Genomic DNA, 13,872 nt, shown 5'->3' on the forward strand with positions numbered 1-13,872 from the left:
CCGAAAGGCCGGCCACGCTGGTCGCGTGTCCGGCCTTTCGCCATCGATTTGGGTGACGTGGACCGCTTAGTAGCGGTAGTGCTCCGGCTTGTAGGGGCCGGCTACGTCCAGATCGAGGTAGTCCGCCTGGTCCTTGCTCAGTTCCGTCAGCTCCACGCCCAACGCGTCGAGGTGAAGTCGTGCCACCTTTTCGTCCAGGATCTTGGGAAGCACGTAAACCTGCTTGCCGTACTCGCGTTCGCCGGCGGGCTGGTCCTTCTTGGTCCAGAGCTCGATCTGCGCGATCGTCTGGTTGGCGAAGGAGTTGCTCATTACGAAGGATGGGTGGCCCGTGGCGTTGCCCAGGTTGAGGAGACGCCCCTCGGACAGCACGATGATGGAACGCTCGGATTTCGTACCGGCCTCGAAGACCCATTCGTGAACCTGCGGCTTGATTTCCACCTTCTTGATGCCCGGTACCTTTGCGAGCCCGGCGATGTCGATCTCGTTGTCAAAGTGGCCGATGTTTCCAACGATCGCTTTGTTCTTCATGCCCAGCATGTGCTCGGCCATGATGACGTCTTTGTTGCCGGTGGTGGTGATAAAAATGTCACCTTGCGCCAGCACCGACTCCAGCTTGGCAACCTGGTAGCCGTCCATGGCGGCCTGCAGGGCGCAAATGGGATCGATTTCCGTGACGATGACCCGCGAACCCTGACCGCGCAGTGCCTCTGCAGCGCCCTTGCCCACGTCGCCGTAACCGCACACGACGGCCACCTTGCCGCCCATGAGGACGTCAGTGGCGCGGTTGATGCCATCGGGAAGTGAGTGGCGGATGCCGTACTTGTTGTCGAACTTGCTCTTGGTGACGGAGTCGTTGACATTAATGGCGGGGAACAGCAGCTTGCCCTGCTCGGCGAGCTGGTACAGGCGGTGGACGCCGGTGGTGGTTTCCTCGGTAACGCCTTCGATGCGGGCAGCCAGGCGGGTCCACTTCTGCGGATCAGCTTCCAAGGTCCGGCGGAGGAGGTCCAGGATGAGGACATATTCCTCGGGATCATCCTCCGTGGCGGTCGGGACGGCGCCTGCGGCTTCGAATTCGACACCCTTGTGCAGCAGCAGCGTGGCGTCGCCGCCGTCGTCGAGAATCATGTTGGGCCCCAATTCGGGGTTGGTGTCGGCGCCCGGCCACGTGAGGATCTGCTCTGCGGTCCACCAGTATTCCTCCAGCGTCTCGCCCTTCCAGGCGAACACAGGAACACCCTGCGGATCGTCCGGAGTTCCCTGACCAACCACGACGGCGGCGGCAGCTTCGTCCTGGGTGGAGAAGATGTTGCACGAGGCCCAACGGACTTCAGCGCCCAAAGCTGTGAGGGTTTCGATGAGGACCGCGGTTTGGACGGTCATGTGCAAGGAACCGGCAATCCGGGCGCCCTTGAGGGGCTGCGAAGCACCGAACTCGGCACGAAGGGACATCAGGCCCGGCATCTCGTGTTCGGCAAGGCGGATCTGGTGGCGTCCAGCCTCAGCAAGGGTGATGTCGGCCACTTTGAAGTCAAAAGTCATGGAAGTCCTTAGGGGTACCGTACGGGTTGAGGGAAGAAGAGTGCGCTAGGCATTGGAATCGTGCTGGCCGGAGGTGGCTGCGTTGGCCGCAGCGAGCAACTCCGGCGGCAGGAGCAACGGGATGCCGTCCTCGATCGAGTAGCGGAGCTTTTCACCGTTGGTGTCCTCAGCGGTGGAGACCAGCTCCTCACCCTCCTGGACCAGCGGTGAACCCGTCACGGGGCAGCGCAGGATGGACAACAGTTCAGGACTGACCTTTGGCATGAATGATGCTCCCTGGGTGGCGCCGGCGTGGCGCAGCTGGCGGATGTTATCTGCAGATTCCAGACTACCGCGCAGGATCAGCCGGTTTGGAGCACGGCGACGAATTGCGTCCGAAGCAGAAACGCGAATTCAGGGAGAAGCGGTTCAGGACGGTTCGCGGAGGATCCGCAGGTGGCCGCGCCGGGTTCCTTCGACCGCGACGGGCGGTTCCATCTGCGCGTGGCTCTGACGGGCCGGTGTTTCGGGAGCAGCAGAAGCCGCTTCGCGGACGGCATTGGCAAGTGCCAGCAAATCGTCGGGCCCGGGTTCGGGCGGAGTGGCAGGCATGGCCAAGCGAAGGACTTCCCAGCCCCGCGGAACCGTGAGGCTCTCGGCGTGCTGCGAGCAAAGGTCATAGGCGTGCGGCTCGGCATAGGTGGCCAGGGGACCAAGGACGGCCGTCGACTCGGCGTACACGTACGTCAAAGTGGCCACCGCGGACTGGCGGCAGGCTGATCTCGAGCATTGACGAATAGCACCCACAACATCCCAGATTAGCGCCAATTGGCACAAGCATTGCGCATTAAGTGCCCGTGGCCCCCTGAACCGGCGACTCACCAACAACTCCGGCGCGCTGCAGGCCGTGATGTCGCGCTGGCGGTTCCTCGGGACTAAAGTCGATATATGCAGTCACAGCCACATGTTCCCGGATTCAGCATCCGGTGGACTGACGCCGATGGCGATCAGGCAGAGCAACACGCCGGTGCGGGTGTGCGCGGTTTCCGGCGTCGCCGTCGCAACCGCCATGGGCGCGGACTGCGTGGAGAGCTGATGCTCCCCAGCCTTCCCGGATTCCGCACCCGCGCCGAGAGGTTCGATGACATGGTGCTGGATTCGGCGGAGCGGCTTCAGGACATGTGGGGCAAGCAGCTCGACGGCGTTCTGTTCGCCGTGGACGAGATTCCGCCCAACCTGGAGCAACTCGTTGCTACGGGCAGTACCGCTCCCCTGGGTTCTTACACACCCGGTGGCCGCGGCGAAGCGCCCATGATCACTGTTTATCGCAGGGTAGTTGAGCAGGGCTGCAACACCCGCGAGGAACTGCAGGACCTGGTCCATGATGTCGTGGTGGAGTACACCGCTGAAATGCTTGGGGTGCCCCCCGAGACACTGGACCCCGTGTACCGCCGCCGATACCAGTAACGAAAGCGGCAATAACGACGGCGGCAGGCGGCTCCCGCCGCCTGCCAACCCTTCTCCGTGCCGTGCCGAATGCTAGTGGCCGACGGAAACAGGAACCTTCTCGAGTCCCGCGGCTGCGTCCTGAATGGCGACAACGGAAACGTCCGCACGGCCTTGTTTGCCCAAGACCAGCGCGCCGTAGATCGGGTCACCGGACGCGGACACCACGTACCCTGCCACCAGCGAATCGCCGGACTTCGCCGGAAGTTCGATCAACGATGTGGTGCCACCGGACAGGTCAACGTCCACGGACTTGCCTACCGTGCCGTCGGCGGTCACGGGAGCATACGTGACTGTGCCCCGTCCCTCCGGCACACCGAAACTGAGGTACCTCTGCCCGTCCCGTGGAACAGCGACCAGATGTTGGCTGCCGAGTCGCGCTGACGAGGGGGACCACGCGAAGTCGGTCGCTTCTTCCGCTTTGGCGCCCCGGGTTACCCGCGCCGAGGCCACAAATGCCACATCGGAACTGGCCTTGACGGTGTACGTGCCTGCCGGAATGCCTTCAAGGTCCACGGTGGCCACCGATCCGCCTTTGACTGTGACCACTCCCCCGCTGGGAAGTTTGCGTTCGCCGTTGGCCCCATAAAGGCTGACTTGCACCACGGCATCGGTGGAGCCGGGGACCGCGATCTGAAGGGCCGGCGACGCGTCGGCGAAACCGGATTTACCGGTCAATGCCTTCGTGGCCGCCGGATCCTGGATATCCACGCCGGACATCACCTGCAAGTTGGAAGCCCCGGCGCCGGGCGAGAGGTACTCCACACCGCCCGGAGCGAGTCCACGCAGGACACTTTGTTGAATCGTCCCGGCCACCGGGCCGCCCGTGCTGCGCACGTGGACAACAAGTTGGGATTCACTGGGGGCAAGACCGGCGAGGTTCACCGAGCGGGTGGTTCCAGGAGCTACCAGAAGGCCGCGTGCCCCCGGCGCCTGGATTTGGCCCTGTTCTCCAAAGAGGTCGAGGTTCACCGTGGCCGGTGTCTCCGAGGCATTGCTCAGGTTCAGGACTGCGGTGCGACCCACTGCTGTAGTGGCCCCCAGGAGCCAGGCATCATTTCCCGGCGACTGGCATTGGGTCGATGCCAGGCCACGGAGGTCACCGTCGGTGGCGGAGTAGCTGAGATTGGCAGCCAGGGAGGCCTGCTCGTTGCCCAACGGATCCGCCCCCACAACGGCCGGGGACGTCACGGGGGAAATGGAGGCCACACCTGCCGCAAGCACCGGTGGACCGGCTGTTGGCGTGGGAGTACTGGTGGGTGCCTTGGCGATCTCAGCCACCGGGTCACCGCCCAGGGACGTCACGTTGCTTCCAGGAACCGTGCCTGCCGGGTTGCTGAGCACCACGGCGTTCAGGGCACTGGCGGCAGTGGTGGACACGGGACTGAAGTCCGCGTCCGTTCCTACCACCGTGCCGTTGACCAACCTCGCGGGTTCGGGGCATACGCCCAAAGCACGACCTGCGGGTACGTCGGCCTGCCGGATGTCCATGGTGCTGCCCCCGGTGGGTCCGGGCATCATGGACGTCGCCGCAACGGCACCTCCGCCGGCGGCCAGAATGACAACAGCGGAGAGGACACCCGTGACGACGCCCCTGTTGGAACTCCGCGAGCCCTTACCGGAGCTGCGCGACGGTTTTTCGTCGACCGGCTTCTTCTGGTCGTCAGACACTGCTGTACTCCTTACGGAGGGAGACTTCATCCCTCGACATGCCGGTTCGGGTGCGGCGGGCGGGAATCGGAACGGCCAACAGGACTGTCAGCCCGATCACCACTGCCTGCAGGATCCCCAACCACAATGCCCACGGGTTGGTGTAGCGGATTTCCAGTTCGCCGCCAGTGGCCGGAAGGTCAAAGGCCTGTGACCACCCGGACGTGGTGGCTTTCAACTGCTGCCCGTCCATCCAGGCAGTCCAGCCGGGATCGGCCCGTTCAGCCAGGACCACCTTGCGGCCTTCCGCACCAGCAGGCACGGTAGCATCCACGGACACTTCTTCGGCCGGCAGGTTGGCCACGGTGGCGCCTTCGGAGTCAACCACCCGGACGCGGTGCGCCGTGTCGGCGGCCGTTGCGGCAGGCTGGTTCCGCGGCGTGACCCGCCACAGCCACCCGGCGTCGGTCTGGCCAACAGCGACGAGTCCCGGTACGGCGTCGATCCTGCTGGCCGTCAGCTGCGCAGCGTTGTCTGCAGCCTTGAGGACCACGAATCCGGCGCCGAGTTGTTCAAGGTCAGCCCGGGGGTCCACCCCGCTGCTGGCGACGATGGTTGCCACTGCCCGGCGAAGGGACGCCGTGGCAGGGTCGTCGGCCACGACTTCTTCGCGGCCAGGCGCACCTATGATGGTTCGGGCTGAGGCAATGGTGGACAGGCTGTCCAGGGTGGTTCCGGCTCCGCGCATCAACGAGGACGTGAAGGCACCCTGCTCGCCGCTGGTAATGACCAGTGTCCGGGTACGTTCAGGTCCCTGCCCGCGGTCGACGGCGGTGGCGGGCAAGGTGCCGGAGTCCACCGGCCAAATCCAGCGTTTGGATCCGAGGGACGACGTCGGTTCGGCAGCGTCGCCTGCCGAAGTCGCCCCGGGTGCGGGTGACGGCTGGAGGACGTTCTGGGCGGCCCAGGCGCTCATGCCGGCCAAAGGTCCCGCGACCAGGAGCGTCAGGACCAGGCCTGACGCTATGCGCAGCACCGGCAGCTTACGGCGGCTCGAGTCGGTCATCCGGCGCGGTGCAGTGAAGATCTTGTCCGCACCAATGACGGCAGCACCCAGCAACAACATGCCCGCGGCAGAAACGGCAGGACCAGTGAAGGGTCCAACGATGACGTTGTTGTTGACGCCGGTAGCTACGTGGCCCACCAACCAGCCGCTCGCCAATATCGCCAACGCTGCCACCCAGAACACCCTCGCCACGGCGGTTCGCTTGCCGGGGAGGAGCAGTGACGCCACCGCCAGGACCAGCACAGGGCCACTGACCAGCAGCGCCAGCAGGAGTGCCCACGGCACTGTACCGGCACCGAAGAGTGCCAAGCCGGTCAGACCGCCGTCGATGTCAAAGGCCAGGGGCTGTCCGAGCAGTTGCTGCCACAGCGGGGCTGCCTCAAAGGCCAGAGGCAACCCGGGATCGGCGAGCAAAGCACGGGGCCTGTCCACCACGGAAAGTCCGTAGGGCACGAACAAGGCGAGTGTGGGCAGGAGTGACCACCACAGCGTCTTGCCCCGCTGCCCCAGGATGACGGCGGCCAGGATCACCGTGACCACGATCGGCCCCAACAGCGATGGTGCCGAGGCGGTGACGACCGCCATGGCAAGACCGCCTGCCGCCGCAGCGGTCCAGGACGGAGTTCCATTGATGCCTGGCTTTCCAAGAACCGGAGCCGGCCGCCTGCTCAGTGAAGTGAGCGGGTGCGAACGTCCTTGGCCGATGGCAGATCCGGAGGCCCGCAACAGTGCAAGGAGCAGCAATGGCATCATCACGTGCGCCACCAGCGCGCCCGCGCGGCCCTCATTGATCGCGATCAGGAGCGCCGGGGCCGCGGACCACGCCACGGCAGCAACAGTCCGGAAACGACGCTTGGCCGTCAAAGCACCCGCGGCGAACCACGCGCCAACAGCGGACAGCGGCATGGCAAGGATCAGCAGCCAGGCCATGGCCGAATTGCCGTCTCCGCCGCCGAAAAGGGACAGCAGCCACAACACATAGCCGAAGGGATCGCCGTGTCCCGGCAACCCGGCGCCGAGGGAAATCCACCAGGTGGAGGCGTTGGCCCAGATGTCTCCGGGAGTCGTGGACAGCGGAAGGAGACCGCCGCCGGCCACAGTGCCGGAGCGGAGCAGTCCCAGCAGTCCGACGAGCGCTGCGGCAAGGGCCAGCAACGCCGCAGCGACGGCCCCTGTTCCTACCCAGCCCCGTTCGTTGGTTGCCAGCGCCGCGAAGTCGTCCGCCGCATCTCCACTGGGCTCGGGAGCCAGGAGGTCGGATACCGCGGACGATTCTTCACTGGGGCGGATCGCCTCCAGCAAGGACCGCCTGTTGGCACGGACCTCACGGGTTGATGTTTGCAGGCCCCGGATCACGGAGCGGTGGACACGTCGTGTCCTGGCGGCAGTCCGTCGGCCCCGGGCAATCGCCATCGGGCGGACCAAGGCGGCAACGGTTGCGGTGAACTGGGAGAACCCATAGCCGGGTTCCTTGACCAGGATGCTCAACACGAGGCGGACGATGGCACCGAACAAGGCGCCAACGGCCTGGAAGGGAACGTTCCACCACGGAGTGTGCTTGAGCCGAAGGTGGATTTGCGCTTTGCGTGCTGCCGAGGAGGTCCCCAAGCCATGGGGTCGATGCTCCACGTGGAACACCCTGGCGCTGGGAACTACCACCACACGGTTGCCGGCAAGCCAGTTGCGCCAGCAGAAGTCCACATCATCGCCGCTTCCGGGCAGCGCGGGGTCGAATCCCTGCAGCTGCTCCCAGACATCGCGGCGAACCAACATGCCGGCTGAATTCACGGCGAAGGTATCTGTGCGGGCGTCGTACTGCCCTTGGTCTACTTCGTCAGCATCGATCAGCGTCAGGCGTTCGGCCCAGCGGCTGGTGGAGAGTCCCACGTCCACCAAGTGCCGTGCGTTGTCCCAACCGAGCTGCTTGCAACCGGCCACGGTTACCGACGGGGCACGTTCCACGGCGTGCAGAAGCTCCGCCAATGCGTCGGGCGCCGGAGCGGCATCATCGTGCAGGAGCCAGATCCATTCGACCGGCCCGCCGGTGGTTCCCTTGCCTTCACCGGCCGGGTTGTTGTCCGGAGCAAGTTCCTGAAGGCCTGCCTGAACAGCCGCGCCAAAGCCGGATTTGGCCTGCTGGAAAGTGGTGACCTGGCCTTGGCCGAAGGCTTCGCGAAGCAAATCCAGCGAGTTGTCAGTGGAACCTGTATCAATGCCAATGGCGGCATCTGCCGGACGCGTTTGGTCCGACAGTGCCGCCAGTGTCCTGGGGAGATAGTTGCCGCCGTCGTGGGAAACCACAACGGCGGTAACGTGAACTTCCTTGAGAATTAGACCGCTCGCTTCCTTAGCCGGCGACGCTCCCGCTCAGAGAGCCCGCCCCAAATACCGAACCGCTCGTCATTGGCGAGGGCGTACTCCAAGCACTGCGATCGGACGTTGCACGCCCCACAGACCTTCTTGGCGTCCCTCGTTGATCCGCCCTTCTCGGGAAAGAAAGCTTCCGGATCTGTCTGTGCACAGAGTGCGTCAGTCTGCCAACCAAGTTCACCTTCGTCATCGAAGTCGCCTTGGCCCGGAAGTCCGATCCATACAGGTTGCCCCGGTGCTTCAGTCGGACGACGCAGCTCCATGGGAGGGTCATCCACATCTTCGTCCGGCCCAGCAGGCAGGTCGCCGATCAGAGCCTCATGCGCGGCTAGGAGGGCCGTTGCCTGATCCTCCAAAGAGTCCTGCACATTCTGGTTGTAGCGGTCTGCCGCTTCCGGATCCGCCGGATCGACGTACCAATCCCCCGGTACTTCCCGCGAACGGTATTTCACCGACGCATGTTCTGCGACGACTGCATCTTCCTGGATACGCAACGCTTGCCCCATGGCGTCCCTCCTGATTTTGCAGCTGCTGCGTGGATGTATTTCCGATTCCCGGCGACGTTCCGGTCATCTGTGCAGCGGCGTTTGATTACTAATTACACGCGTGTAACTACCCGTCAGTCAAGCCGCGCCGGAATAATAATCAAGAATCTGTAGAAACGTGGGATGCGCCACGCCCAACATTTTTGCCGCGCCCCCGCGTGTCCCCGCGGCAAATGGGAGCCCTGAATCGATTTACGTGAACTTTCATTGAATTTCCGCGGAAAATTAAGCCGGCCGAGGTCAGGCGCCCATTGATTGGACGAAGGGGCCTGTGGCGCATTTCACAATACCGGCAATAAGCCCAAGGACGGCACGGGGTCACCGTGGCAAGATTGACGCATGAGCATCCCGGCAGCGAACCTGATGACCGCCCTGCGATCGGGCCATTCAACCTCTCCACGGCTCACGTGGTACGGGCCTGACTCCGAGCGGGTGGAGCTCTCCGGCCGCGTCCTGGATAACTGGGTGGCCAAGACCAGCAATCTCCTGCAGGACGAGCTCGATGCAGAACCTGGAATGTCCATCCGACTGGACCTTCCTGCGCATTGGAAGTCGTTCGTCTGGGCGCTGGCAGCATGGCAGCTCGGAATGGAAGTGGTCTTCGACGACACCTCAGCGGATCTTCTGGTGACAGACAGGCCCGACGACGGCGCCGGGGCCGGCTTCGACGCGGTCGTCGCCGTACCGCTTGCCGCCCTTGCGATGCGCTGGCCGGGTGAGCTGCCCTCCGGCGTCGTGGATTACGCGGCGGAAGTCCGCTCCCATGGCGACGTCTTCATGGCCCATAACGAGCCTGCAGCGGACTCGCCTGCCGTCCGCGGCACCACTGCCCTGCAGCATGGCGCCCTCATCGAAGGGTTTGCCGCACCGCAGGAGTCCGGCGTTCGCTTGCTGGTGCGGGCAGCGGATGGCTTGGAATCAGGTTTGTCGGCTTCCCTGGGTGCGTGGAACCAGGATGGTTCGGTCGTGCTGGTGCACCCGGACCTCGAGGTGACCGGTCACCTTTTGGAGAACGAGCGCGTCAGCCGTTCTTGACGGACGGGAATTCGCCGGTCGCCGGGTTGGCGGCACCGGGTTCCACGCCCGTCTTGGCCTTGTGGTGAAGGTCGATGATCTCGTGGTCGTGCGAGAATTCGGGCTCTGCGTCCAGTTCTTCATTGAAGACCCAGAAGCGGTAGGCAAAGAAGCGGAAGATGGTCCCCAAAATCAGGCCCACAACGCTGCCTGCGATGAACAGCGAAGGCTTGTCGTTGAGGTCAAGGATGTACTTGGCAAACCACACGCAACCGGAGGCGATGAGCAGCCCTACCAGGTTCATGACAGCGAACAACACGGCCTCACGGACCACATTCGCCTGCTTGCGGTGGCGGAACGTCCAGAAACGGTTGGCAACCCAGGAGAAAATGCTTGCGACGATCGTCGCCAGGGCCTTCGCCCACACTTCGCTGCCGTGCATCGGCCCGGAGAAAAGCCAGATGAAGACAGCCGAGTCAATGACAAAAGCAACACCGCCGACGGCGCCGAACTTTGCCACTTCCCGCCAAAAAAGCGACGCAAGTCCGCGGATGCGATCTGCAAGTGTGGTGATCATGACCCTCCATGGCCGTTGAAAAGGTGGGCCGGTGGGCCACGTCCATTTTAGCGCCGATTTTCCCACACTGCCTTTGAGGTGCCTGTGAGAACGCCGATACTGGCGCCCCGCCGCTGTTAAAAGCTGTGGAAAAGCGGTCGAAGGGGCGGCAGAATCAGTGATCCCGCCCCCGGTTCGGTAGGCTGAACCTTGTGACTTTTCCAGTAATTGGCGTTGTTGGCGGCGGCCAGCTCGCACGAATGATGGCCCCGCCCGCTACCGCCTTGGGCTTCGAACTCCGTGTTTTGGCTGAGGCTGAGGACGTTTCGGCTGTTGCCGCAGTGGCCACAGCCCCGATCGGCGACTACAAGGACCTTGACGCTCTCCTTGAGTTCTCCAAGGGCCTGGACGTGCTGACGTTTGACCACGAGCACGTCCCCACCGAACACCTGCAGGCGCTGCTGGATGCCGGCGTCAACGTCCAACCAGGCCCTGACGCTTTGGTGAACGCCCAGGACAAGCTGGTGATGCGGGCCGCCATCGACCGCCTCGGCCTTCCCAACCCGGAGTGGTCCGCCGTCAACAGCGTTGACGAGCTGGTAGCTTTCGGCGACCGTATCGGCTGGCCTGTTGTCCTGAAGACACCCCGTGGCGGTTACGACGGCAAGGGCGTCAGGATCGTCGATTCAGCCGATGACGCAGCAGACACTGCCGGGTGGTTCCAGGCGATGAGCCCGTTGCTGGCAGAGGCAAAGGTGGACTTCAGCCGCGAACTCTCCGCACTGGTGGCCCGCACGCCCAGCGGAGAATCCCGGGCTTGGCCCGTGGTCCACACCATCCAGGTGGACGGCGTCTGCGACGAGGTCATCGCACCGGCACAGAACATTCCGGTGGAGGTGGCAGCCGCAGCTGAGGAAGCTGCGTTGCGCATCGCGAACGAGCTCGGCGTCACCGGTGTCATGGCGGCGGAGCTGTTTGAGACCCCCGGCGTCGGAGCAGGCTTCCTCATCAACGAACTGGCCATGCGGCCGCACAACACGGGCCACTGGACGCAGGACGGGTCCATCACCAGCCAGTTCGAGCAACACCTTCGCGCTGTCCTGGACCTCCCCCTTGGCGCTACCGACGCGTTGGCCCCTGTGGTCGTCATGAAGAACTTCCTTGGCGGCGAGAACCAGGACCTTTTCAAGGCCTTCCCCATGGCTTTGGCCTTCGAGCCCGCGGCCAAGGTCCACTCCTACGGCAAGTCCGTCCGTCCCGGCCGCAAGATCGGCCACGTGAACCTCGTGGGCACCTCCGTGTCCGACGTTGATTCCGTCCGCCAGCGCGCCACCGTCGTAGCCAACATCATCCGTGACGGCCGCAAGCCGGAGCAGACCACCCCTGAGGAGACCGCATGACGTCAGAAGCAACAGCCCCGCTGGTCGGGCTCGTGATGGGTTCGGATTCCGACTGGCCGGTCATGGAGGCCGCCGCGGATGCCTTGGCCGAATTCGGTATCCCCTTTGAAGCAGACGTCGTTTCAGCACACCGTATGCCCACGGAGATGATCCGCTACGGCCAGACCGCCCACGAGCGCGGGCTGCGCGTCATCATCGCCGGCGCAGGTGGCGCTGCCCACCTTCCCGGCATGCTCGCCTCGGTGACACCGCTGCCCGTGATTGGCGTCCCCGTTCCCCTCAAAACCCTGGATGGCATGGACTCCCTGCTGTCGATCGTCCAGATGCCTGCCGGCGTCCCTGTCGCCACGGTGTCCATTGCCGGCGCCCGCAACGCAGGACTCCTTGCCGTCCGCATGTTGGCCTCCGGTACGGATGAACTGGCGTCGAAGCTCCGCGCTGATCTGCTCGCCTTCGCCCAGGAGCTCAATGACGTGGCCACCAAAAAGGGCGAAAACCTCCGCCACAAAGTTGAAGAAGTCTTCTCCGCAGCCAACGCCTCAGCCCGGAGCTCCCGCTAGGAAGGCAGCGGTTGACTACCATGCACAAGACTCAGAATCAGCACGGTTCCGCCCTGACTGATCCCGTCCGCTATCCGTCCGGGGCCAGCGCCCCGGTGCGGACCAAACGCGCCTTCGTGCTGGTCCTCCTCACGCTTTTCATCCCTGGCAGCGCCCAGATCGTTGCCGGGGACCGGAAACTCGGCCGGGTGGCGTTGCGCGTCACCCTCACGGTGTGGGCCGTGGCACTGCTCACCTTGGTTATCGCCTTGGTGAACCGCACCCTGCTGCTCAGCATTTTTACCCATCCGGTCGGTTCGCTCTTCATCATTGTGGTCCTGGTAGCCCTGGCGCTCTGTTGGGCCTACTTGTTCCTCAACACCTTGCGGATCATCAGGCCGGCCCTGCTGGCCCCCGGAATGCGGCCCATCATTGCCGTGGTACTGGTTGCCTCCACCGTCATCGCCAGTGGTTCCCTGGGCTACATCGCCTACGTCCTGAACGTGAGCCGCAACGCGATCGGCAGCATCTTCGACGCCGGTCCTGCCATCGATCCGGTGGACGGCCGCTACAACTTCCTCATGATGGGCGGTGACGCCGGGGATGACCGGACGGGCCGCCGCCCGGACAGCCTTTCCGTCATCAGCGTCGACGCCAAAACGGGCGAGAGCGCCATCGTTTCGGTCCCCCGCAACCTCCAAAATGCCCAGTTCAGCGAGGGTTCGCCCATGCGCCAGATCTACCCTGAGGGCTACAACTGCGGCGACGAGTGCCTCATCAACGCAGTCAACACCGAGGTCACCAACAACTACCAGAACCTCTACCCCGGCGTCGCCGATCCCGGCGCGCAGGCCACTTTGGAGGCAGTCTCCGGAACGCTGGGCATTACGGTCCAGGCCTATGTCCTGGTGGACATGGACGGCTTCGCCAAGCTCATCGACGCCATGGGTGGTATCCGCATCAAGGCGGGCGGCTGGGTGCCCATCAGTGGTCCTGTCACCGACGAGGCCAACGGGATCCACGGGATGCCCGACGGCTGGATCCCTGCAGGAGACCAGCACCTGGATGGCTTCCACGCCCTCTGGTACGGCCGTTCCCGCGAATTCGTGGATGACTACGCCCGCATCGCCCGCCAGCAGTGCGTGCAGCAGGCCATGCTCAAGCAACTTGATCCGGCGACCCTGCTCACCAAGTTCGAGGACATCGCCAACGCCGGTACCAAGGTTGTTGATTCCAACATTTCCTCCAACCAGCTGGGCAGCTTTGTCGACCTCGCGCTGAAGTCAAAGAACCAGCCCGTCAAACGCCTCACCATCGGGCCTCCCGACTTCGATGCGTCCTTCTCCACCGTGCCGGACTTCGACCTGATCCATTCCAAGGTCCAGGAAGTCCTGGCGCCCTCCAACGGCCCCAAGGCGGATGACGCCGTCGTAACCCCCAACGGTGCTGCGGCTGGCACCATGGTGGCTGCCGGACCACCAACCGGGGTTCTTCCCGCAAGTCAATTGCCGTCGCCGTCGGCCGATTTTACGCCGGTCACCACCACACCTGACGGCACCCCGATCACCATCGAACTCTTGAACGGCCTCAAAGCCCAGGGTGACGAGCAGGGCATCCGGGACCTGGTGGCCACCAATGGCCAGTGCGCCCCGCTGTAGGCCGCAACTACGCTTTACCCCACGTTCAGCGCAACGATAAGGAC

The 13,872-nt window shown here is 64.2% G+C and carries 12 protein-coding genes; 5 read left to right on the top strand and 7 right to left on the bottom strand.

Annotation, left to right across the window (positions count from 1 at the left end; genetic code table 11):
- Positions 1-66 precede the first annotated feature (66 nt).
- The 3 genes from ahcY to QF015_RS04130 all read right to left on the bottom strand — a co-directional run bounded on the left by ahcY (position 67) and on the right by QF015_RS04130 (position 2,331).
- The gene (gene ahcY, locus QF015_RS04120; RefSeq protein ID WP_429387227.1) at positions 67-1,545 is read right to left on the bottom strand and encodes an adenosylhomocysteinase; all 1,479 of its coding nucleotides are present in this window, start codon (positions 1,543-1,545) and stop codon (positions 67-69) included.
- A gap of 45 nt (positions 1,546-1,590) precedes the next feature.
- Positions 1,591-1,809 carry a Trm112 family protein gene (locus QF015_RS04125; RefSeq protein WP_429387229.1) on the bottom strand — a complete coding sequence of 73 codons (219 nt, stop codon included), beginning with the start codon at positions 1,807-1,809 and terminating at the stop codon, positions 1,591-1,593.
- Positions 1,810-1,953: 144 nt separating this feature from the next.
- The gene (locus QF015_RS04130) at positions 1,954-2,331 is read right to left on the bottom strand and encodes a DUF3499 domain-containing protein (RefSeq protein WP_310201676.1); all 378 of its coding nucleotides are present in this window, start codon (positions 2,329-2,331) and stop codon (positions 1,954-1,956) included.
- Positions 2,332-2,472: 141 nt separating this feature from the next.
- Here QF015_RS04130 and QF015_RS04135 point away from each other — a divergent pair, with 141 nt between their 5' ends.
- Positions 2,473-2,991 carry a metallopeptidase family protein gene (locus tag QF015_RS04135; protein WP_429387231.1) on the top strand — a complete coding sequence of 173 codons (519 nt, stop codon included), beginning with the start codon at positions 2,473-2,475 and terminating at the stop codon, positions 2,989-2,991.
- A 72-nt stretch (positions 2,992-3,063) separates the two neighbouring features.
- On the opposite strand, the gene QF015_RS04140 is transcribed toward QF015_RS04135, so the two are convergent.
- From QF015_RS04140 to QF015_RS04150, 3 genes are read right to left on the bottom strand one after another with little or no spacing between them, the layout of a single operon-like run.
- A complete protein-coding gene (locus tag QF015_RS04140) occupies positions 3,064-4,701 on the bottom strand; it encodes a DUF5719 family protein (RefSeq protein ID WP_429387233.1) in 1,638 nt (545 codons plus the stop codon).
- Complete coding sequence (locus QF015_RS04145) at positions 4,694-8,047, bottom strand: glycosyltransferase family 2 protein (protein ID WP_429387235.1); 3,354 nt, start codon at positions 8,045-8,047, stop codon at positions 4,694-4,696. The genes QF015_RS04140 and QF015_RS04145 overlap by 8 nt, the downstream gene beginning before the upstream one ends.
- 29 nt (positions 8,048-8,076) lie before the next feature.
- Complete coding sequence (locus QF015_RS04150) at positions 8,077-8,622, bottom strand: WhiB family transcriptional regulator (protein ID WP_429387237.1); 546 nt, start codon at positions 8,620-8,622, stop codon at positions 8,077-8,079.
- Positions 8,623-9,000: 378 nt separating this feature from the next.
- On the opposite strand from QF015_RS04150, the gene QF015_RS04155 reads away from it, so the two are divergent.
- Entirely contained in the window at positions 9,001-9,696 is a 696-nt protein-coding gene (locus QF015_RS04155; RefSeq protein ID WP_310201685.1) for a TIGR03089 family protein, read from the top strand.
- On the opposite strand, the gene QF015_RS04160 is transcribed toward QF015_RS04155, so the two are convergent.
- Positions 9,683-10,252, bottom strand: a complete 570-nt coding sequence (locus QF015_RS04160; protein ID WP_310201687.1) for a GtrA family protein — start codon at positions 10,250-10,252, stop codon at positions 9,683-9,685. The genes QF015_RS04155 and QF015_RS04160 overlap by 14 nt on opposite strands.
- A gap of 191 nt (positions 10,253-10,443) precedes the next feature.
- Between QF015_RS04160 and QF015_RS04165 the strand changes: the two genes are divergently transcribed.
- From QF015_RS04165 to QF015_RS04175, 3 genes are read left to right on the top strand one after another with little or no spacing between them, the layout of a single operon-like run.
- Entirely contained in the window at positions 10,444-11,631 is a 1,188-nt protein-coding gene (locus QF015_RS04165; protein WP_310201689.1) for a 5-(carboxyamino)imidazole ribonucleotide synthase, read from the top strand.
- Entirely contained in the window at positions 11,628-12,191 is a 564-nt protein-coding gene (purE, locus tag QF015_RS04170) for a 5-(carboxyamino)imidazole ribonucleotide mutase (RefSeq protein WP_310201691.1), read from the top strand. Before QF015_RS04165 ends, purE begins: the two co-directional genes overlap by 4 nt.
- A gap of 20 nt (positions 12,192-12,211) precedes the next feature.
- Positions 12,212-13,828 (top strand): LCP family protein, encoded by a 1,617-nt coding sequence (locus QF015_RS04175; protein WP_429387796.1) that lies wholly within the window; start codon positions 12,212-12,214, stop codon positions 13,826-13,828.
- Positions 13,829-13,872 lie beyond the last annotated feature (44 nt).

It is taken from the genome of Paenarthrobacter sp. TE4293, from assembly GCF_050435325.1.
GTDB classification, from domain to species: Bacteria; Actinomycetota; Actinomycetes; order Actinomycetales; family Micrococcaceae; genus Arthrobacter; species Arthrobacter nitroguajacolicus_C.